Raw genomic sequence first — 19,734 nt, 5'->3', positions numbered from 1 at the left:
ATCAAAAATGCAGCAAATGCAGGCCCGGTGTTCAGCCCGACAATCGGGCTGCACCACCGCCCAGACACCATGACGCCAGCCGTCCCCTCGCCATCGTCCAGCGCCCTGCGCACCCCGCACCGGCGTGTGCAGCGCATAGGCGGGGCCGCAACGTTGGCCCTGTGTTGCCTGGCCCTCACGGCCTGCGGGCCGGATGTGCAGGGGTCGCCCAAGCCGCCCCCGGCGTTTGGCCCCGTGCAGAGCAGCTGGTTCGGCTGCCCGTCCCTGCAAGGGGTGTACGCCTGGCCGCCGGTGGAGCCCGGTGGTGTGCGGGGTAGCCTGCCGTTTTTCACCGGCTCGCCGGAGATGCAGGTCTGGGTGCAGCAGCAGCGCGGCGAAACCACGCTGCGCACGCGCACCGTCAACCGCGCGCGCAACGTGCGCACCTCGCTCACCCGGCAGTGGAGCCTGGTCACCTACGGTGGCGCGCAGGCCCGCTGCAGCTCCGGCATGCTCGACCTGGTCCCGCAGACCGTGTCGCCGGACAAGGAGCCTGGGGCCTCGGGCGTGCTGCAGGGGTTCAGGCTGGCGCTGCTCAAGGATGGCGGGCTGGCCGTGGGCAAGCGCACCCTCAGCACGGGCAACAAGGGCTCGTACTTCTCGTGGGGCGGGCAGTCCTACGGCAGCTACAACGCGCCCGATGTGGAGACCTGGACCTGGCTCAAGCTGGCCCGCACCGCTGCGGGGGACAGTGAGCCGCCGGTCATCGACGCCTACGTGCCCGGGGCCACCGTGCCCTAGGGACCCTCTGCACGAACCAGCGCGCCGTGTGCATCAGCGGGCTCGGGCGGTCTGCCGCGTTGCAAATACTCGCAATAGCTATGGCTATTGCTGCGTTTTGCGCCTTGCAGCCCCTCCCGATCCGCTGCGCTCACTTGGCCTGCGAGATTCGTGCAGAGGGTCCCTAGGCTTTTTGGCTGCAGAGCGGCGCGCAAAAAAAGCCGCGAACTTCCCCTTTTATCGCCCCACCGCCTGCGCCGCCACCTCGGCACAGTGGCATCGGGGCTTGGTCCATGGTGGGGCAGGCCCGGGTACCCGCCTCTTGGTTGCGGCAGGCGCTCACGTCATCGGCTTGCCACAGCGGCGGCCGCCCACTGTCGTCCAAGGAGAAGACCATGCCCGCTAGCGAACTGGAAGTCCACGAGATCGTGCTGCGACTGCTGCGCGAAGGCTATGCCGCCCTGACCGCCGCCCAACGCCGGGTGGTGGACACGCTGATGGCGGTGTGCTGACGCCCGCCTGCGGGTTGTTCGTGGGCACCACGGGGCTGATTTGAAGCCTTTTTGGCCGCCTGCGCGCGCGCCTATTGCCCAAGGTGCTATCAAAAATGTAGTAATTGCAGCTCGGCCTGCATCGCCTGCGCAATCAGACGCATGTCGTGGTCGCTCACGGCCAACAGCCCAAACCGAAACTTGCTGCCCCAGCGCTGGCGGTCGTCCACAAACTCCAGCGCGTCCAGCAGCGGCGCAATCGCCGCCTCACGCGCAGGCACATAGGCCACGTCCCGCCGCGACGGCACAAACCCGCCACCCATGTCAAACGCATACGGCGCGCCCGGCAACACGATGCCGATGGAGACAAACGCCTGCAGCCGGTCCTTGCCACCCATCGTGATGGTGGGCGCGTAGTACGCCACGCGGTCGCCGGGCCGTATGCGCTGCAGCGGCGCAACCTTGCCATGGCACACCTGCATGTAGCCCGCGCCAGGCGTGGCGCAGCCCCGGCGGGCGTGCTGGGCGCAGGCCACGGCGATCCAGTTGCGGCGCGTGGCGGCCGCAGAGGTCGCTGCCGGCACAGGCATGTCGTTGCGCGCAGGCTCGGCATCCGGCCAAAGGGGGTGTTGCAGCACGGCGTCGGTCATGAGAAAAACTCCGGGTCAAAGAAGCCACCGATGGTGCGGGCGTGCTGCTGACACCGCAGTGTCAGTACCTTTGCAGCATCCCTGTCAGCGCCGCTTGAGCCATCAGACCAGCTGCCCCCACTGCCACAGTGCAAACCCGCCCAGCAGCAGGGCCGACGACCGGTTGATGCGCTGGCGCCAGGCGGGCGTAAAGCGCTGCCGTTGGTAGGCAATCGCTCCGGTCAGCAGCAGCCACCAGGCGGCGGAGCCCGCCAGCACGCCCGCCATCATCCACAGCGGCGACGGCAGGCTGGGCCGGCCGCCGCCCAGCGAGCCAAACACCGCAATGAACGACACGATGGTGGCCGGGTTGGCCAGCGTCAGCGCAAACGTGCCGGCCGCCAGGCCCAGCAGCCCCCGCGCATCGCGGGCCGGGGCTGCGGTGTGGGCCACAGGCGCGTGCCAGGTGCGCCAGGCCAGCACCAGCAGCAGTGCGCCGCCGCCCAGCGCCAGCGGCGTCTTGGCCTGGGTCAGCCCATCGATGAGCCAGCGCACGCTGAAGGCGCCCACGGCGCCATACACCGCATCGGCCGCAGCCGCGCCCAGGCCGGTGGCCAGCCCGGCTGCCAGGCCCCGCTCCAGGGTGCGTTGCATCGTCAGCAGGCCAATGGGGCCCACAGGGGCCGCGATGAGCACGCCGATGACGGCGGCTTGCAGAAACACGGTGAGTGAGGTGAAGTCCATGCACCGATGCTAGGGCGGCTGCGGGCGGTGGAGAATGCAGAAAATTCGGCGAATCCAGAAATTGGTTTCGGTTTTTTCTGTGCCAATCGATAAAGGCTTTTATGGAAGTCGATGACAAAGCCTGGCGCCTGATCAGCGCGCTGCAGGCCGATGGCCGCGCCTCGCTCAAGGAACTGGCCGAGGCCGTGGGCCTGTCGGTGCCCGCCACGCTGGAGCGCCTGCGCCGCCTGCAAGAGGCGGGCGTGGTGCGCGGCGTGCATGCCGACATCGACCCCGCCAAGGTCGGCTACGGCGTGCGGGCGGTGGTGGGCATCAACGTGCCGCAGTCCGGTAAGAAGGCGCTGATCGACAAGCTGCGCCAGTTGCCCCAGGTGCTTGAATGCCACCATGTCAGCGGCAACGACTCGTATGTGATGCAGGTCGTGGCGCGCGACCTGCCTGATCTGGAGCGCTTTCTGGGCGACATCAACGGCTATGGAGAAACACGCACATCCATCGTGTTCTCCACGCCCATCCCGCTGCGCGGCCTGGCCCGCCCGGAGGCGGGATGAATCACACGTTCAGAACGTGATCTTCACCGACGCCGCACTGCGCTGCGCGTCGCCATGGAACACGGCCTCGATGTTGTTGCCATCCGGGTCCAGCACAAACGCGGCGTAGTAGCCGGGGTGGTAGGGGCGTTCGCCCGGTGCGCCGTTGTCGGTGCCGCCGTGGGCCAGTGCTGCTCGGTAGAAGGCATCCACCATCGCCCGGTCCCGGGCTTGAAACGCTAGGTGCGCGCGGCCTGTCAGGTGGCCCTGAGCGGCAGGGCTGTCGGCCGACGACACAAACAGTTCGTCCGCCCAGAAGTAGCCTTCGTCCGCCCCGCCCATGGGCACCTGCAGGGCCTCCAGCACCGCCGTGTAGAAGGCCTGGCTGGCCGCCAGGTCGCGCACGACGAGCTGCACATGGTCAAACAGCCTGCCCCGGTGGATTTCTTGCGCTTCCATGCTGTGCTCCTTTCGTAGACCGTTAATGCGTTCTGGCTTCAAGACAGTGCGTGAAGACCCACGCGGTTGCCATCCAAGTCGTGGATGTGTGCAAAAAACCCCATGCCCGGCGGCAGGGCCTGGCGGGGCAGTGCTACCTGGCCGCCCTGGGCTACGGCGCGCTCCAGCGCGGCGTCGAGCGAGGGCGAGGCATCCAGGTACACCAGTGTGCCGCTGCCCGATACCTGCGGTGCCGTAGGGCCCATCATCAGCGCGCCGCCCACGCCGTCTGCAGCGCCGTCGTAGGCAAACACGGCGCCTTCGCTCGGGCCCATGTTCTCGCGGCGCATGGGCTGGCCCAGCACGGTTTCATAAAAGGCCTGGGCGCGGTCGAGTTGGGTGGTGGGGATTTCAAACCAGGCGATGGCGTTTTTCATGGAGGCTCCTTGTGTGTGAAAGAAAGAAGCCTCGATGGTGTGCGGGGGCTACTGACAGCGGAGTGTCAGCAGCGTGTCACCGGGCTCACGTGCTGCGGCCCGGGCTCGATGCCGCAACCTGCGCGCGAAAGCTGCGGGGCGACAAGCCTGCATCGCGCGTGAAGGCGCGGGTGAAGTACGCCGGGTCGGCATAGCCCAGCGTGTAGGCAATGGTGGCCACGCCCAGGTGGGTGTAGGCCAGGTTGCGCCGCGCTTCGCGCATCAGGCGCGCCTCCACCAGTCGCTGGGCAGACACGCCCGTGGCAGCGCGCGCCACGCGGCTCAGGTGCGTGGGCGACACGGCCAGCGCGAGCGCATAGTCCGCCACCTGCCAGTGCTCCAGAAAATGCGCCTCAATCAGCGCCTCCAGCCGCTGCACCAGGCTGGACTCTGGTGCAGCGGTGTCGCCCGGGCTGTGGTCTTCAATGGCCCGTGCCACCCAGCCCAGCAGCGTGGCGCTCAGGCCCCGCAGCACCAGCGCACGCGCCTTGGCGCGGCCCGAGAACTCCTGCCAGACCTGGCCCATGGCCTGGCTGATGTGTGGGCTGGCGGTGACCACGGCGGGCCGTGCCAGGTCGCGCCGCACATCGCCCACGCGCACAAAAATCTCGTCCATCAATTCATCGGCCAGCGTGGCCACCCAGCCCTGCGTGTGCTGTGTGAACCGAAACGCGTGCACATGGCCCGGCGGCACGTTGATGAGCGCACCGGCGGCCAGCGCGTGCTGCTCGCCATCCAGGTGCGCCACGCCGCCGCCCGATTCGATCAGCAGCACCTGGTGCAGCCGTGTGTGCCGGTGCGGGGCCAGCTCCCAGTCGTGCAGCACCGATCGCGCGGCAATCGTCTCGCAGTGCAGCACGTCGGGCAGGTGCTGCGACTCGCCGAACAGGCTGTACGACTGAATGCTGCTGTGGTTCGCGGCCATGTTCGAAAAGTGCATGTTCTGGCTCCATCCGTCCATTCAACGCGGCGACTGTGCCACGTATCTTTGGGTGGTCCGTTTGACCCATGTCATGAACACACCAACCACACCAGGAGACACCATGAAAACCCAGGTTTGCATCATCGGCGGAGGCCCCTCGGGTCTCATGCTCTCGCAGCTCTTGCACCTCAAGGGCATCGACACCATCGTGCTGGAGCGCCAAAGCCGCGAATACGTGCTCGGCCGCATCCGCGCCGGCGTGCTGGAGCACGGCTTTGCCGCGCTCATGCGCGAGGCCCAGTGCGGCGAGCGCATGGACAAGGAAGGCGAGATCCACGACGGCTTCATCATCGCCCACGAAGGCAAGATGGACCGGGTCGATTTGCACAAGTACAGCGGCGGCAGCTCGGTGGTGGTGTACGGCCAGACCGAGCTGACGCGCGACCTGTACGAAGCACGCGACCGCATGAAGGGCATCGTCATCCACAACGCCGAAGACGTGCAGCCGCACGACCTCAAAAGCGCCAACCCGTATGTCACCTACCGCAGCGGCGACGAAGTGGTGCGCATTGACTGCGACTTCGTCATCGGCGCCGACGGCTTCCACGGCGTGAGCCGCAAGTCCATCCCGCGCGATGTGCTCAAAGAGTATGAAAAGGTCTACCCCTTCGGCTGGCTGGGCGTGCTCTCGCGCACCAAGCCCGTCTCGCCCGAGCTGATCTACGCCAAGCACGAACGCGGCTTTGCGCTGTGCTCGCTGCGCTCGCAGGTGCTGAGCCGCTACTACATCCAGGTGCCGCTGACCGACACGGTAGAAGACTGGTCTGACGAAGCCTTCTGGGCAGAATTGAAACGCCGCCTGCCCGCCGAGGTGGCCGCCCAGCTCATCACCGGCGCATCCATCGAGAAGTCCATCGCCCCCCTGCGCTCCTTTGTGGCCGAGCCCATGCGCTACGGCAACCTGTTCCTGGCGGGCGACGCCGCCCACATCGTGCCACCCACCGGCGCCCGTGGCCTGAACAGCGCGGCATCCGACATCTACTACCTGTACCACGCCATGGTGGCGCACTACCAAAATGGCGACAGCACCGGCCTCGACAAATACTCCGAAAAGGCCCTGGCCCGCGTGTGGAAGGCCCAGCGCTTCTCGTGGTGGATGACGACCATGCTGCACACCTTCCCGGATTCGATTGCCTACGACCAGAAGCTGCAGGACACGGACCTGGCGTATCTGTTCTCGTCGGAGAAGGCGCTGGGGTCGCTGGCGGAGAACTATGTGGGGTTGCCGTTCTGAGCACTCGGCATTAACACGCCACCCAATCAAAGGCTTGCATGGGGTTTCCTCCTGCAAGCCTTTTTTGCGCCCAGATCGGCATTCAGTGCAGGTAGTCGCGTTGGGCAGCGGTCTCCATCTGCTACGGGAAATTTATGCAGAACTGATGCTTACGCCCGCACAGCAGGCCCGATAGCATCGCACCAAGTTTTCAGATCATTTGCCCAGTGCTGTCGATGTGAGGTTCGACGATGGCTTGAACACGATGAAGCTGCCGATGCAGCGTTTTAAGGCAGTGCACTTCACATCCGATGGTGCCAATCAACAGCCAGGAAAATCTCAAAAATGGATTGGGTCCCGATCGTCTTCATTGTGTTCAAGGTGGCCGTGTTCGGCACCGGCATGTTCTTCGCCATCAAGTGGCATTACGACCAAGGGAAGAAGGCGAAGAACGAAGCCAGCAAATCGCCAATTCCGACTGAACGCATGCCGGGCGCGACGGAATAGGCGGTTGATGCATAGCGATGGTCTGCGGGGCGTCAGGCCAGACTTCTGCCTACCAGCACCACGCCATGGTGGCTCACTACCAAAACGGCGACAGCACTGGCCTTAACCAGTATTCACAGAAGACCCTGGCCCGTATGTGGAAGGCCCAGCGCTTTTCGTGGTGGATGACGGCCATGCTGCACACCTTCCCCGAGTCGCTGGCCCACGACCAGAAGCGGCAGGAAACGGACTTGGCGTATCTGTTCTCGTCGGAGAAGGCACTGGGGTCGTTGGCGGAGAACTATGAGGGATGGACGTTTTCAGCGTTGGGGAAGGGCTTGCAGCCTCGCCTGCTTGGGGTCGGCGTTGTTAAGCCCGAGGCAAAAGCGCGTCGGAATTTGAAGGCTTGCATGGGCTTCACCCTTGCAAGTCTTTTCCATTTGACCGTATCGGTCCCCTATGTACCCTGCTAGCGTCCGATCAGTCGGGCAGCTCGGCTAGGACTCTCTTGGCTTAGCATCGAAGACTAGACGAAATGGTGTGTTGAGCTGAGTGCCCGAAACTAGGCTAAGCGCGTTTGGACTGCTCTGTGGGACGTGCGACACCCTCTCGCGTGGACACAGCGGGGCGAACAACAAGGGGAAGATATGGCGACGAAAACCAAGATGAGGTCGGTTGCGGCGACAGGATCGCTATTCGAGGAGAACTATCTGGTCCGCACACTCGGACGCATAGCCCAAGACCCCGAGGTCGCGCTCACCGAACTGGTTGCCAATGCGTGGGACGCAGGCGCCTCTCTTGTTGATTTGACGATTCCGCCGACTAACGCGCTTGTCTTGACGGTCGAGGACGATGGGCATGGCATGACCGCGTCTCAGTTCAAGGGCCGTTGGATGAAGCTGGGCTACGACCGCATCAAGCATCAAAGCACGATGGTCGAGTTCCCGCCAGAGCGCAAGGGCTGGCGCCGGAAAGCCTACGGCCGCAATGGCGTGGGGCGACACGGGCTGCTGTGTTTTGCCGACCAGTATTCGGTGGAGACCTGGCGCGAGGACAAAGGGGCAAGTTTCGACATTGGCACCAATAGCGAGGAGAACCCCTTCAAGATCGAAAAGGAAGGGGCTTTCATCAAAAAAGGCCACGGGACGAAAGTCTCTGTCATCGTTGTGCGCCATTTGCCCGACCCAGACGCCATCCGCGCGATTCTGGCTGCGCGCTTCGTCCATGATCCGCAGTTCGTCGTTAGGGTCAATGGAGAGTCAGTTGCCTTGGCCGACCAGACGGGCCTCATCGAACAGACTCCATTACTGATCGACGGTTGCCCAGGAGCGGAGGCCTATGTTGTGGACTCGACGCGGTCCAACAAGTCAACGCTCTATCAAGGTATCGCTTTCTGGGTCAATGGCCGTCTAGTCGGTATGCCGAGCTGGGTAGTCGGCTCCGAGGCCGTGATCGATGGCCGCGCGCGCTTCGCTAAGCGCTATTCGATCGTCATTAAGGCCGACGATGGCTGGATGACAGAGGTTGAGCAAGACTGGGTTCGATTCAAAAGTAACAAGAAAGTCGATGCTCTTTTCGAGGCTGCTCGCGAATACGCAAAGAGAGTCTTCGCGCAGCTCTCGGCGACGTTGGTGGAGGAAAGTTCCGAAGAGGCCCTCGTCAGAAACCGTGAAGACTTTAAGGAACTCTCGCCGTTGGGCCGCGCCGAGGTCGCCAGCTTCGCTCGTGATTTGGTGAAGTCCACGCCCACCGTTTCACAGGACGTTCTTTCCGCGGCGGTGCAGGCATTGATTAATATCGAGAAGGCTCGCGGCGGCGCAGCTCTACTCGAAAAACTCACGAAGCTTGATGAGTCAGATATCGAAGGGCTTGATCGGCTGTTGAGCCAGTGGACAGTCCGCGACGCGCTTTCGGTACTTGACGAAATCGATCATCGCCTAGCGGTGATTGTGGCTATCGAGAAACTTGCTGGCGATGAAACGTCCGACGAGCTACACACCTTGCACCCGCTGGTGACGCAAGCCCGATGGCTGTTTGGCCCCGAGTTCGACAGCAGTGAATACTCGTCCAACGTGAGCTTGCGAACGGCCGCCGAGAAAATCTTCAAGAAGCGATTGTCCAGCGAAGCGTTTATAAACGCTAAGCAGCGCCCCGACATCATGACCCTTGCCGATGCGACTTGTTCGATCGTTGGCACGGAAGGTTTCGATGCGGCCGACCCCACGCTCACACGGATTCAAAACGTCCTGATCATCGAGTTGAAGAAGGGGCACTCCGCGATCGGCCGGGAGGAGATGAACCAGGGCAACGGCTATGTGCAGGACTTTCTCGGCAGCGGCGCGCTCGATGGCACGCCGATGTTCCGCGCTTTCGTTGTGGGCCACGAGATCACTGCGAAGACCACCCGTGAAATAGAGCTCAAGGAAGAGGGCGTCCTGCGCGGGCGGGTGCAGGCAGTTACCTATGGCCAGCTCACACGGTCGGCTCATCAACGGCTGTTCCGCTTGAAGGAACGCATTCCCGCTCGGTATGAAGACGTGTCTGGCGCAGATCTGTCCGCGAAGGTCATGCAGACCCCGTCGCAGGCGAATCTTTAGTAGCCAGCGCCTGTCCAAGAATGAGAGAGGGGGGTGCTGGCTCATCGATTGGGTTTGTCACGCAGTGGTAGACAACCCTGGCCGAAAGCTATGAACGTCTGCGACCCCAGCAAGCAGTCTTTTATCCGCCCCCCGCACAAAGAAAAGAGCCCGGCACAAGCCGGGCTTCTCACTTTCAATTACCCGTCACTTGCAGCTAAAACTCCCCGCAATCTCCACATCCCCCGTCCCGTTGTACCGCGCCACCTTGGGGTACACGCACAACGGCCGTGTCCGGTTGGCAGACCAGCTGGCAGGCAGTTCGGCGTTTACCACCTTGGCTCCCGCACCGCGCGCGTTCGCCGTCACGCTGTCGGGCGCCTTGCCTTGCTCCACCCAGGCCACCAGCGGGGCCAGCATGTCGAACTGGTCGGTGGCGGGGCCGCCGGAGCAGTGGTTCATGCCGGGCACCAGGTACAGGCGGGCAAAGTCGTCGGCCTTGCCGCCGTGGCTTGCTTGCACGCGGTCCATCCAGTTCGCGGTGTCGATGGGCGAGAACACGCCGTCGGCCACGCCGTGGTAGACCATCATCTTGGCGCCCCGGTTGCGCAAGGTGCCCAGGTCGGCGGGGTTGGGCGGCGTCATGTACGACCACGATGACTCGGTGTAGACCGGTGTGGTGGCGAACATCTTGGGGTAGTCCGTCTCCATGCTGAAGTTCATTGCGTACTGCAGGCCGGTGGTGGCCTTGAAGGCGTCCAGGGTGGACGGCGGTGTGGTGAACAAGAAGGCCACGGCGCCCGCGTCGCGCGTGGTGGGGGCGTTGAAGTGCCAGAACGCAAAGTTGCTGCCTGCCACGCCGGGGTCGAACCAGGTGCCGGTGTACAGGGCTTCGCCCTTGCTGTTCTTGGGCCCGGCAAAGATGCTGGCCAGCACGTTCTTTTGCTCGGCAGAGATGCACGAGCCATCCCGCGCAGTATTGGCAGCGGTACAGGTGGGCACGTCGCGTTGCAGGTTGAATGCGGCCTGGCAGGCCTGCACGTCGTTCACCTGGCCGTCGGTGGCGCCGTCCAGCGCGTCGCAGCGCTCCACGATCTTGCGGCCGATGAGCTGGAATTCGGCGGGGCTCACGGCCTTGGTCAGGTCGGGCTGGCCGTTGGTGTCCTTGGTGGCCACCTTGGCGTACTGCTGGGCCTTCCACAGCTGGGTGGTGGCAGCCTTGGGCAGGCTGAAGCCGGGGTTGCCCGCCAGCACGCCGTCGTACTGGTCGGCATAGCGCGATGCGGCCACCATGGCGTGGCGCCCGCCGTTGGAGCAGCCTGCGATGTACGAGCGGTCGGGGCCCTTGCCGTAGGCGCCCTTGATCAGGTCTTTGGCCATGGGCGTGAGGGTGCCCACGGCCTGGTAGCCGTAGTCGCGCCGGGCCTGGGGGTCCAGCCCGAAGAAGGGTGTGGGGGCGCCGTGGCCTGCGTCAGAGCTGAGCACCGCAAAGCCTTGCACCAGGCCGGGGGCCACGGGCGCCGCACCGCTCACTGCACCGAGCGCGGCCACCACGCTGCCGTCCAGCCCACCATTGGCCTAGTGCAGAAAGCGGCCGTTCCAGTGGACGGGCAGGCGGATCTCAAAACCGATGGCGTAGCTGGCACCGTCCGCGGGGCCGGTGCGTTCTTTCATCTTGCCTTTGACCAGGCAGTGCGCAGGCGCCTGGGTGGTGTTGCCCTGCAGGGTGATCGGGCCTTCGGCGACCATCTCTGCCGAGGTGATGCGCGTGTCGGGCAGCGCGAGGCTCTGGGCCAGCGCGGTGCAGTTTTTCAGCGTGGCGGGTGTGGCGGCGCCGAGTTGCGGTGGGGGCGTGGTGCGCGGTGCGCTGGCGCAGCCCGCCAGCAGCGTGGCGGTGCCCAGGGCCAGGGCCATGGCCAGGGCCGACAGGGGGAGGGGGCGCGTGAGAGGTTGTGGCATGCGATGTCTCCAGGTGGGCGGGGGAAGGGCGCAGTCAAAAAAGGCCCTGGCCGCAGTGGCCAGGGCCGGGGCACTACTTGCAGCTGAAGCTGCTGGCGCTTTCGATGTCACCCGTGCCGTTGTAGCGCGCCACCTTGGGGTAGGCGCACAGCGGGCGGGTGCGGTTGGCGGACCAGCTGGCGGGCAGGTCGGGGTTGGCGCCAGCCACATTGCCGGCTGCTCTCACCCCGGCAACCACGCTGTCTGGGGCCTGGCCTTTTTCCACCCAGTTGACCAGCGGGGTCAGCATGTCGAACTGGTCGGTGGCCGGGCCCACGGTGCAGTGCGACATGCCGGGCACGGGGTAGTACCGCGCGAAGTTCGATGCGTCGCCGCTGTTGTTGGTGCGCAGGCCCTCGTACCAGCTGGCCGTGTCGTTGGCCGAGAAGATCGGGTCGCTCACACCGTGGTAGACCATGACCTTGGCGCCGCGTTGCTTGAGTGTGGCCAGGTTCGTGGGGTTGACGGGCTGCATGAACGACAGGCCCGACTCGGTGTAGACACCGCTGGTGGCTGCCACCGATGCAAGCATGGTGTCGATAGAGGTACTCAGCGCATACGCCGCGCCGCTGAAGCCCGTAGAGGACACCGGTGGCGAACCCCAGGTCATGGCCGTCATCGCGGGGTCGATGTTGGTCGATACAAAGAACTCCCAGAACGACGAGTCCGCCGCGTTGTGACCGCTGTCAAACGGGAAGCTTGCATAGAACTTGTTGCCCTTGCTGTCCACCGCACCCGAGAAGATGGGCGCGATGGCTGTCTTCTGGGCGGGCGTCAGGCAGCTGCCGTCCCGCGCGCCGGAGCACGACGGGATGTCGCGCTGGAAGTCGAAGCTGGCCTGGCAGGCGGCCGTGTCTTGCACGCTGCCGTCCTTCACTCCGTCGAGCGCATCGCATTTCTCCAGTACCTTGGCCGAGACCAAGGCCCGTTCGGCGCCCGTGAAGGCGGTCGAAAGATCGGCCGGGTCGGTGGCAATGGTGGCGTATTGCTTGGCGCCGAACTGGTTGGCGATGGCGGCCAGGGGCAGGCGGTAGCCGGGCGCTCCGGCCAGGTAGCCGTCGTATTCACCCGGCATGCGGGTCATGGCCACAAAGGTGTGGCGGCCGCCATTGGAGCAACCGCCGATGTAGGAGCGGTCGGGCTTTTTTCCGTAGGCCGAAGCAATCAAGTCCTTGGCCATCGGAGTCAGCTTGGCCACCGCCTGGTAGCCGTAGTCGAGCCGGGCCTGCGCATCGATGCCGAAGACCAGATCCCGCCCGCCCGCATGCCCGGCGTCGGAGCTGATGACGGCGAAGCCTTGCTGCAGCGCCGTGGTGGGCATGGGGCCGCCACCGCCGAACGCGGTCAGCACTTCGCCGTCGGAGCCGCCGTTGGCCTGGTAGAAGAACCGGCCGTTCCAGGCCAGCGGCATGCGCATCTCAAAGCCGATGGCGTAGCGTCGGCCGTCCTGAGGGCTGGTGCGGGCAAACATCTCGCCGCGCACCAGGCAGTGGGCGGCCACGGGGACTTCGCCCCGCTTCAGCACGCCTGCGGCCACCGGCTCGGCCAGGCTGATCTGTGTGTTGGGGTGGGTGAACTTGCTGGCCAGTTCGGCGCAAGTGGCCAGCGTGCCCGGTGTGGCCGCGCCCAGTTGCGGCAACCCCGCGTCCGACGATCCCCCTCCGCAACCGATCAGCAGCGCCACCGGCAGGGCCGACAGGGCGAGAGGGTGCAAGCGCATTCTTCTTTTCGTACGGTTCATGCTGTTGTCTCCATTTTTTTGAGGCGCAAGGAAACCCGCAGCGTGGCCTCAACACGCTGTAGGAGATGGGGTGGTGGGGTAACTTTCTTTGCTACAAATTCAGTAGCTAATGGTGCTTATCCATCAGGCGGTAGCGGCCATTTTTGGCTTGATTTCCAGCGCCTGGGCAATGCGCTGGCGCAGCATGGCGGCACGCATCTCGAACTCGGGCAGCACCCACTGGGCCAGTGCCTGGGCCGGGGTGCTCCAGCGTTCGGGAGCCTGGGTCGGCTCGCTCCCCCGCTCGCCTTGGGCCACCGCGCCGATCTCGCCCCAGGCCCAGTCCAGCAGCACCAGCGCCACGGCGCGCAGGTAGTCGTCGGCCACCCAATAGGGCAGCTCGGGGTCGGTCTGCGCGGCAATCGCCAGCGTTTGTGTGATCTCCACCAGCGCATGGCGGCGTGCGCTGGCGGCCGGGCTGGGCGCTGCGCCGGGCAGCGTGGCCAGCAGCGCGGCCAGGCCCTGGCCGCCGTCGGCCAGCACCTTGCGCACCAGCAGGTCAATCGCCTGGATCTCGTTCGTGCCTTCGTAGATCATGGCCACGCGCGCGTCGCGCACGATCTGCTCGATGCCCCATTCGCTCACGTAGCCATGGCCGCCAAACACCTGCAGGCAGGCACTGGCGCCGTGGAAGCCCTGGTCGGTGAGTGCGGCCTTGAGCACGGGCGTGACCAGTGCACACCAGCGCTGGGCGGCGGCGCGCTCGCCCGCGTCGGTGCTGTGTTTGGCCACATCGAGCTGCAGTGCCGTGTGGTAGGCCAGCACACGGCCGCCGTCGATCCAGGCGCGCTGGGTTTGCAGCGTGCGGCGGATGGCGGGGTGGTCCTGGATGAGGCTGGTGTCTTTGGCGCCGGGCGCGCGCATCTGGCGGCGCTCTGCCGCGTAGGCGCTGGCCTTTTGCCATGCGGCTTCCAGCAGGCCGATGCCTTGCAGGCCCATCTTTTTGTTCGATGCGCTCGCAGACCACGGCGTTGCGGCTGCCGTCGGGCAAGACTTTGGGCACAAGGAACAGCGACAGCCCCTTGGGGCCCGCCGGTGCATCGGGCAGGCGCGCCAGCACCAGGTGCACGATGTTGTCGGTCAGGTCGTGCTCGCCGCCGGAGATAAAAATCTTGCTGCCGTTCACCCGCGCGCTGCCGTCGGGCTGCGGCACACCGCGTGTGCGCACCAGTCCCAGGTCGCTGCCCGCGTGGGCTTCGGTCAGGCACATGGTGGCCAGCCATTCGCCGGTGGCGACCTTCTCCAGGTACTGCGCCTTGAGTTCGTCGCTGGCGTGGTGCTTGATGCATTCGTAGGCGCCATGCAGCAGGCCGGGCGCCATGGTCCAGCCGTGGTTGGCACCGGCCAGCCATTCAAACAGCACGCATTCGAGCACCGCAGGCAGGCCCTGGCCGCCGTCTTCGGGCGCGCAGGCCAGCGCGGGCCAGCCGCCTTGCCAGAAGGCCTGGTAGGCGTCGCGGAAGCCGGGCGGCGTGTGTACCTGGCCTGCGTCAAACCGGCAACCCACCTCGTCGCCCGTGCGCTGCAGCGGCGCCACGGCGCTGTCCACAAACTTGGCGGCTTCTTCCAGCACCTGCGCCGCCAGCTCGCCATCGGTGTCGGCAAACGGCGCCAGAGCCTGCCACCGCGCAGGGGCCTGCAGCACCTCGGTCAGCAGGAACTGGATGTCGGTGAGGGCCTGGCGTGCTTGCATGAATTGCTCTTAATTTGATAGCTATTAACGTTTGATGGACGCGCGGTAACGGCTGTTTTCTTTCAAATTTCGCCGGAAGAAACCGGGTGGCTGTGTGCGCCCTGGCTTCGCCAGGCTCAGCCCGAACGGGTGGGGGGCACGGCGATGAACGACCGCTGCGCTCACGCCCGCCGACACTGGCGCGGCCCGTGCCAGCGCCGCCGCGCAAGGGCCGCCCCGCCGCGCTGGCGGCGTCCCCCTTCAGGGGGGAAGGCGCGCCAGCGCCTCAGGGGGGAGCTCAAGAATCTGCGGTAAAGCCAATCTTCTTGATCAGCGGGCCCCAGGTGTCGTACTCGGCCTTCTGCCAGCGCGCTTGTTCCTCGGGCGTGGAGCCGTGGGGCATCAGGCCCACGATGGCCAGGCTGTCGATGACCGACTTTTCCTTCAGCGCAGCGTTGATGGCAGCGTTGGCAGCGGCAATCACGGGCTTGGGCGTGGCGGCCGGGGCGTAGAAGCCAAACCATTCTTCGGTGGTCAGCTCGGGGAAGCCTTGCTCGGCAAACGTGGGCACGTCGGGCACGTAGATGGAGCGCTTGGGGCCCGAGGTGGCCAGGATGCGCAGCTTGCCCGCCTTGTAGTTGGCGATGAAGTCACCATGTGGCGTGACCATGGCAGCCACCTGGCCGCCCACCACGTCCGTCACGCCGGGGATGGAGCCACGGTAGGGCACATGGCGCAGGTCCACGCCGCTGTTGATGCCCAGCAGCGCACCCAAAAAGTGGGGCGTGGAGCCCGCGCCGGGCGAGCCGTAGCTGGCATCCTTGGGGTTGGCCTTGGCCCAGGCCAGGAAGTCCTTCACGTTCTTCACGCTGGCGGGCACCATGGGGCCTACGGCCAGGCCGTGGTGCATCACGGCGGCAATCGACACGGGCGCGAAGTCCTTGTCGGTGTAGTTCATCTTGCTGTAGATGTGCGGGTAGTTGGCAATGGCCGACACCTGCGCCAGCGCCAGCACCGAGCCGTCGGCGGGCGCTGCCTTCAGCGTCTCCAGCGCAATGCGGCCGCCCGCGCCGGGCTTGTTTTCCACCACACCCGCGTTCTTGCTGAAGGCGCTGCCGCCCCATTTTTCTGCTACGCGGCGGGCCACGGTGTCGCCCGAGCTGCCAGCGGGGAAGCCGAAGTACACCTTCACCTGGTCTACCTGGGCATGGGCAGCAAAGGGATGCAGGGCGCCCAGCGCGGCGCTGGCGCCAAAGGCCTGGACGAGTTGTCGGCGGGTGATGGTCATGGTGTTGTCTCCTGTGTGTCGTTGAAAGCTCTGGGGGCGGGGGAAGGAATGGATCAGCGTGGCGCCATGCGCAGTGCGCCATCGAGGCGGATGACTTCGCCGTTGAGATGGCCGTTGGTCACGATGTGGCAAGCCAGCTCGGCAAACTCCTCGGGCTTGCCCAGGCGCGGCGGGAAAGGGATGCTGGCGGCCAGCGACTGTTGCACGGCTTCGGGCAGTTCCTTCATCAGCGGCGTGGCAAACAGTCCGGGCGCCACGGTGCACACGCGTATGGCGTGCTGTGCCAGGTCGCGTGCCATGGGCAGCGTCATGCCCGCCAGGCCCGCCTTGGAGGCGCTGTAGGCCTGCTGGCCCACCTGGCCGTCAAAGGCGGCGACGGAGGCGGTGAACATCATCACGCCGCGCTCGCCGTTGTCGAGCACGTCGAGCTTGCTGCAGGCGGCGGCAAACAGACGGCTCACGTTGTAAGTGCCGATCAGGTTGATGTTGACCACGCGCACAAAGTCTTCCAGCGGCGCGGCACTGCCGTCGCGCTGCACCACGCGCTTGGCGCTGCCGATGCCAGCCACGTTCATCAGGATGCGCGCGGGGCCGTGGGCGGCGGCGGCCTTGTCGATGGCGGCCTGCACGCTGGCGGGGTCGGTGATGTCGCAGGGGCAGGCCACGCCACCGATTTCGCTGGCCACTTTCTCGGCCAGTTCGGCATTGCGGTCCAGCACCGCGACCTTGGCGCCCTGGGCGGCCAGTGCGCGCGCGGTGGCTTCACCGAGGCCCGATGCGCCGCCGGTCACGAGGGCGGCTTGTCCTTGAATCTGCATGGTGGTGTCCTTGTTGCTTCGGTTCAATGTTGGGGAACGATGGTGAACGGCAGGCTGCCGTCGTGCAGCGCGTTCACCAGGTCGGCGCGGTGCTTGAGCACGGCGCGCTGGTTGATGGAGCCCTTGTCAGTGATCTCGCCCTTGTCGAGCGAAGGCGGCTCGGCCATCAGGTGTGCGCGGGCCACGCGCGTGGCGCTGCCGGTGGCCTGCGCGGCCAGCTGGTTGATCACTTTCTGGAAGTGCTGTTGCACGGGCGCGCTCTCCAGCACCTGCTGCAGGCTGGCGCCGTCCGGCAGGCCCGCCAGCGTGCGGATGGTGGGCGTGGGGATCAGCAGCGCGCCCACTTCCTTGAGGTTGATGCCGGTGATGACCGCGTCCTGCACATAGGGCGCACAAGCGGCAATGACCTTGGCGCGCATGGGGCCCACGCTCACGAAGGTGCCGGTGGAGAGCTTGAAGTCTTCCGCAATGCGGCCGTCGAACTTCAGGCCCTTGTTCAGGTCGTTCTCGTCGATCCACTTCACGGCGTCGCCCGAGCAGTAGAAGCCTTCTTCGTCGAACGCCTCGTGCGTGGCCTCGGCGTTGCGCCAGTAGCCCTGCGTTATGTTGGGGCCGCGATAACGCACCTCGACCTTGCCATCCACGGGCACCAGCTTCAGCTCCAGCCCCGGCGTGGGCACGCCGATGTCGCCTGCCTGCACGTTGGGGCTGTTCACGGCCACGCAGAAGGGGCAGCCCTCGGTCATGCCCAGGCCGGTGTTCATCACAATGCGCTCGCCCACTTCGCGCTCGGCGCTTTCAAACAGCGAGTCCCAGATGGGTTGCGACAGCGCGGCGGCGGCAAAGAAGAACATCTGCACCCGGCTGAGCAGGTTCTTGCGCAGCTGGTCGTCGGTCTTCATGGTGTGCGCGATCACCTCGAAGCCCGTGGGCACGTTGAAGTACACCGTGGGCGCGATCTCGCGCAGGTTGCGGATGGTCTCGACCATGCCGGCGGGTGTGGGCTTGCCTTCGTCCAGGTACAGCGTGCCGCCGTTGTAGATGACGATGCCGAAGTTGTGGTTGCCGCCAAAGGTGTGGTTCCACGGCAGCCAGTCCACCAGCACCAGGTCCTGCTCCACCAGCACGGGCATGGACTGGTTCATCTGCTGCAGGTTGGCGGCCCACATGCCGTGCGTGATGATCACCGCCTTGGGCGCCTTGGTGGAGCCCGAGGTGAACATGAACTTGGCGATGCTTTCGCCCGTGATGGCGGCGTGTGCGGCGTCCACAGCGGGTGTCGCCTCGGTGGTCAGCAGCGCGCTGAAGGGCGTGGTGCTGCGGCCCGGCAGCGTGCCCTGGCCCAGCACCACATGCACGTCGGTGCCCACCGTGGCGTTGATGGCGGCGGCATAGCGCTCGGCATTGCTCGCAAACACCAGGCCGGGCGTGAGGGTGTCGATGGCGTGGCGCAGCTTGTCGTAGTCCTTGCTCACGGTGGAGTAGGCCGACGACACCGTGCACTGCGGCACACCGGCCACCAGGCAACCCAGCGACAGCAGGGCGTGGTCCAGGTCGTTTTCGCTCAGGATGGCCACGGGGCGGTCGGAGCTGAGCTTGCGGTCCAGCAGGGCCTGCGCAATGCGGCGTGCGCTGTCCCATGCCTCGCGGTAGCTGATGTGGCGCCAGTCGCCCAGGCTGCCGTCGGCGTTTTTCACGCGCTGGGCCATCCAGGTGCGGTCTGGCGTCGTCTGCGCCCAGTGCGCCAGGCGGTCGGTCAGGCGCACGGGGTGGGGTTGCAGGTCTTGGGTGGCGCGCACATAGACCACGCCGTTGTCGCCCTGGCGGGTGGTGACCTCGGTCACGCCAAAGCGCAGCGGCCGGTAGCGGGGGGAGGGGAGGTTTGCCGTCATGGAGCTTGTCTCGGGGCTGGTGCTGGCGCGTGAACGGAAGGCGTTCTGCTCAGTCTTGTTTCTTGACCTTGGCGGCCTTGCCGTCCAGGAAGGCGCGCACGCGGGCCTTGGCCTCGGGCGCGCTCTGGGCAATGGCGGCCATCATGGCTTCGGCCATCAGGCCCTGGTCGGCGGGCTGCTCGGCAATGCGGGGCAGGGCGTGCATCAGCGCGTAGTTGGTCAGCGGCGCGTTCTGCGCAATGCGCTGGGCCAGCTCGAAGGCCTTGTCGAACGCCGTGCCGGTGGGCACGAGGTATTGCGCAAAGCCCACCTTTTCGCCGTCCACCGCGTTGTAGACGCGGCCGGTCATCATCATGTCGGTCATCCGGGCCGTGCCGATCAGGCGGGGGATGCGCACCGCGCCGCCACCGCCCACAAAGATGCCGCGCGAGCCTTCGGGCAGTGCGTAGAACGTGGTCTCGTCGGCCACGCGGATGTGGCAGGCGCTGGCCAGCTCCAGCCCGCCGCCCACCACAGCGCCGTGCAGCGCGGCGACCACGGGCACGGGGCCAAATTGCACGCGGTCCAGCGCGGCGTGCCACATGCGCGAGTGGTGCAGGCCCTGGCCCGCATCGCGCTCTTTCAGCTCCGAGAGGTCCAGGCCCGAACAGAAGTGCTCGCCCTCGCCGTCGATCACGGCAGCGCCCACGCTGGCGGGCAGGGTTTCCATCACGTCGCGCAGCGCCAGGATCAGGCCGTCGTTGAGCGCGTTGCGCTTGGCGGGGCGGGTGAGCCGGATGACCGCGACTTCCTCGCGGTCGCCACGGATTTCAAGGGAGATGTCGTAGGTCTTGGTCATGGTTTTGTGAGTGAGTTGGAGAAATTGTGGTTATTAAAAATAACTAAAACAAGGCCGTGGCGCTGGTCTTTGCTAGGTGGTTTCCCTAGCTTTTGCGGGCCGTCATTTAATTATTATAAATAAC

Annotated in this window: 16 protein-coding genes and 2 pseudogenes; 6 read left to right on the top strand and 12 right to left on the bottom strand. The window is 65.7% G+C overall.

Annotated features, from left to right (window positions below):
- The first annotated feature begins 69 nt into the window (after window positions 1-69).
- Window positions 70-780 carry a hypothetical protein gene (locus ACYZGB_RS14560; protein ID WP_462389227.1) on the top strand — a complete coding sequence of 237 codons (711 nt, stop codon included), beginning with the start codon at window positions 70-72 and terminating at the stop codon, window positions 778-780.
- 580 nt (window positions 781-1,360) lie between these two features.
- Here ACYZGB_RS14560 and ACYZGB_RS14555 read toward each other — a convergent pair.
- Entirely contained in the window at window positions 1,361-1,900 is a 540-nt protein-coding gene (locus ACYZGB_RS14555) for an EVE domain-containing protein (RefSeq protein WP_462389226.1), read from the bottom strand.
- A 102-nt stretch (window positions 1,901-2,002) separates the two neighbouring features.
- Window positions 2,003-2,623 (bottom strand): LysE family translocator, encoded by a 621-nt coding sequence (locus tag ACYZGB_RS14550; protein WP_462389224.1) that lies wholly within the window; start codon window positions 2,621-2,623, stop codon window positions 2,003-2,005.
- Window positions 2,624-2,724: 101 nt separating this feature from the next.
- Between ACYZGB_RS14550 and ACYZGB_RS14545 the strand changes: the two genes are divergently transcribed.
- A complete protein-coding gene (locus tag ACYZGB_RS14545; protein ID WP_462389222.1) occupies window positions 2,725-3,174 on the top strand; it encodes an Lrp/AsnC family transcriptional regulator in 450 nt (149 codons plus the stop codon).
- Window positions 3,175-3,183: 9 nt separating this feature from the next.
- Here the strand turns inward: ACYZGB_RS14545 and ACYZGB_RS14540 are convergent, their stop codons facing one another.
- The 3 genes from ACYZGB_RS14540 to ACYZGB_RS14530 all read right to left on the bottom strand — a co-directional run bounded on the left by ACYZGB_RS14540 (window position 3,184) and on the right by ACYZGB_RS14530 (window position 5,007).
- The gene (locus ACYZGB_RS14540; protein WP_462389221.1) at window positions 3,184-3,612 is read right to left on the bottom strand and encodes a VOC family protein; all 429 of its coding nucleotides are present in this window, start codon (window positions 3,610-3,612) and stop codon (window positions 3,184-3,186) included.
- Between the two features lie 38 nt (window positions 3,613-3,650).
- A complete protein-coding gene (locus ACYZGB_RS14535) occupies window positions 3,651-4,028 on the bottom strand; it encodes a VOC family protein (protein WP_010466874.1) in 378 nt (125 codons plus the stop codon).
- An 85-nt stretch (window positions 4,029-4,113) separates the two neighbouring features.
- Window positions 4,114-5,007, bottom strand: coding sequence for a helix-turn-helix domain-containing protein (locus tag ACYZGB_RS14530; RefSeq protein WP_462389220.1), 894 nt, complete (start codon window positions 5,005-5,007; stop codon window positions 4,114-4,116).
- Between the two features lie 103 nt (window positions 5,008-5,110).
- On the opposite strand from ACYZGB_RS14530, the gene pobA reads away from it, so the two are divergent.
- From pobA to ACYZGB_RS14510, 4 genes are all read left to right on the top strand, one after another.
- Window positions 5,111-6,283 carry a 4-hydroxybenzoate 3-monooxygenase gene (pobA, locus tag ACYZGB_RS14525; protein ID WP_462389218.1) on the top strand — a complete coding sequence of 391 codons (1,173 nt, stop codon included), beginning with the start codon at window positions 5,111-5,113 and terminating at the stop codon, window positions 6,281-6,283.
- Window positions 6,284-6,607: 324 nt separating this feature from the next.
- A complete protein-coding gene (locus ACYZGB_RS14520; protein WP_462389216.1) occupies window positions 6,608-6,769 on the top strand; it encodes a hypothetical protein in 162 nt (53 codons plus the stop codon).
- 65 nt (window positions 6,770-6,834) lie between these two features.
- Entirely contained in the window at window positions 6,835-7,221 is a 387-nt protein-coding gene (locus ACYZGB_RS14515; protein WP_462389214.1) for a hypothetical protein, read from the top strand.
- 174 nt (window positions 7,222-7,395) lie between these two features.
- Window positions 7,396-9,345: an ATP-binding protein gene (locus tag ACYZGB_RS14510; protein WP_462389213.1), complete on the top strand. Its 1,950-nt coding sequence runs from the start codon at window positions 7,396-7,398 to the stop codon at window positions 9,343-9,345.
- Window positions 9,346-9,531: 186 nt separating this feature from the next.
- Here ACYZGB_RS14510 and ACYZGB_RS14505 read toward each other — a convergent pair.
- The 7 genes and pseudogenes from ACYZGB_RS14505 to ACYZGB_RS14475 all read right to left on the bottom strand — a co-directional run bounded on the left by ACYZGB_RS14505 (window position 9,532) and on the right by ACYZGB_RS14475 (window position 19,610).
- Window positions 9,532-11,283 (bottom strand): annotated as a pseudogene (locus ACYZGB_RS14505) (tannase/feruloyl esterase family alpha/beta hydrolase).
- 73 nt (window positions 11,284-11,356) lie between these two features.
- On the bottom strand, window positions 11,357-13,042 hold the full coding sequence (locus ACYZGB_RS14500; protein ID WP_462389212.1) for a tannase/feruloyl esterase family alpha/beta hydrolase: 1,686 nt from the start codon (window positions 13,040-13,042) through the stop codon (window positions 11,357-11,359).
- 144 nt (window positions 13,043-13,186) lie between these two features.
- Window positions 13,187-14,795: pseudogene (locus ACYZGB_RS14495) on the bottom strand (acyl-CoA dehydrogenase family protein).
- Between the two features lie 277 nt (window positions 14,796-15,072).
- On the bottom strand, window positions 15,073-16,062 hold the full coding sequence (locus tag ACYZGB_RS14490; RefSeq protein WP_218301277.1) for a Bug family tripartite tricarboxylate transporter substrate binding protein: 990 nt from the start codon (window positions 16,060-16,062) through the stop codon (window positions 15,073-15,075).
- 53 nt (window positions 16,063-16,115) lie between these two features.
- A complete protein-coding gene (locus tag ACYZGB_RS14485; RefSeq protein WP_462389209.1) occupies window positions 16,116-16,880 on the bottom strand; it encodes an SDR family NAD(P)-dependent oxidoreductase in 765 nt (254 codons plus the stop codon).
- A 23-nt stretch (window positions 16,881-16,903) separates the two neighbouring features.
- Complete coding sequence (locus tag ACYZGB_RS14480) at window positions 16,904-18,772, bottom strand: feruloyl-CoA synthase (RefSeq protein ID WP_462389207.1); 1,869 nt, start codon at window positions 18,770-18,772, stop codon at window positions 16,904-16,906.
- 49 nt (window positions 18,773-18,821) lie between these two features.
- Complete coding sequence (locus ACYZGB_RS14475; protein WP_462389206.1) at window positions 18,822-19,610, bottom strand: crotonase/enoyl-CoA hydratase family protein; 789 nt, start codon at window positions 19,608-19,610, stop codon at window positions 18,822-18,824.
- Window positions 19,611-19,734 lie beyond the last annotated feature (124 nt).

The sequence above is a fragment of the Acidovorax sp. Q11 genome (genome assembly GCF_054950075.1).
The sequence above is the reverse complement of the archived record's forward strand: the minus strand, read 5'-3'. Positions and strand labels throughout refer to the sequence as shown.

Excerpts from the sequence above, each read along its gene's own strand:
- ACYZGB_RS14555 (WP_462389226.1), bottom strand. The coding sequence starts at position 1,900 with ATGACCGACGCCGTGCTGCAACACCCCCTTTGGCCGGATGCCGAGCCT.
- ACYZGB_RS14540 (WP_462389221.1), bottom strand. The coding sequence starts at position 3,612 with ATGGAAGCGCAAGAAATCCACCGGGGCAGGCTGTTTGACCATGTGCAG.
- ACYZGB_RS14500 (WP_462389212.1), bottom strand. The coding sequence starts at position 13,042 with ATGCGCTTGCACCCTCTCGCCCTGTCGGCCCTGCCGGTGGCGCTGCTG.
- ACYZGB_RS14475 (WP_462389206.1), bottom strand. The coding sequence starts at position 19,610 with ATGACCAAGACCTACGACATCTCCCTTGAAATCCGTGGCGACCGCGAG.
- ACYZGB_RS14535 (WP_010466874.1), bottom strand. The coding sequence starts at position 4,028 with ATGAAAAACGCCATCGCCTGGTTTGAAATCCCCACCACCCAACTCGAC.
- ACYZGB_RS14545 (WP_462389222.1), top strand. The coding sequence starts at position 2,725 with ATGGAAGTCGATGACAAAGCCTGGCGCCTGATCAGCGCGCTGCAGGCC.
- ACYZGB_RS14490 (WP_218301277.1), bottom strand. The coding sequence starts at position 16,062 with ATGACCATCACCCGCCGACAACTCGTCCAGGCCTTTGGCGCCAGCGCC.
- ACYZGB_RS14530 (WP_462389220.1), bottom strand. The coding sequence starts at position 5,007 with ATGCACTTTTCGAACATGGCCGCGAACCACAGCAGCATTCAGTCGTAC.
- ACYZGB_RS14485 (WP_462389209.1), bottom strand. The coding sequence starts at position 16,880 with ATGCAGATTCAAGGACAAGCCGCCCTCGTGACCGGCGGCGCATCGGGC.
- ACYZGB_RS14480 (WP_462389207.1), bottom strand. The coding sequence starts at position 18,772 with ATGACGGCAAACCTCCCCTCCCCCCGCTACCGGCCGCTGCGCTTTGGC.
- ACYZGB_RS14520 (WP_462389216.1), top strand. The coding sequence starts at position 6,608 with ATGGATTGGGTCCCGATCGTCTTCATTGTGTTCAAGGTGGCCGTGTTC.
- pobA (WP_462389218.1), top strand. The coding sequence starts at position 5,111 with ATGAAAACCCAGGTTTGCATCATCGGCGGAGGCCCCTCGGGTCTCATG.
- ACYZGB_RS14510 (WP_462389213.1), top strand. The coding sequence starts at position 7,396 with ATGGCGACGAAAACCAAGATGAGGTCGGTTGCGGCGACAGGATCGCTA.
- ACYZGB_RS14515 (WP_462389214.1), top strand. The coding sequence starts at position 6,835 with ATGGTGGCTCACTACCAAAACGGCGACAGCACTGGCCTTAACCAGTAT.
- ACYZGB_RS14560 (WP_462389227.1), top strand. The coding sequence starts at position 70 with ATGACGCCAGCCGTCCCCTCGCCATCGTCCAGCGCCCTGCGCACCCCG.
- ACYZGB_RS14550 (WP_462389224.1), bottom strand. The coding sequence starts at position 2,623 with ATGGACTTCACCTCACTCACCGTGTTTCTGCAAGCCGCCGTCATCGGC.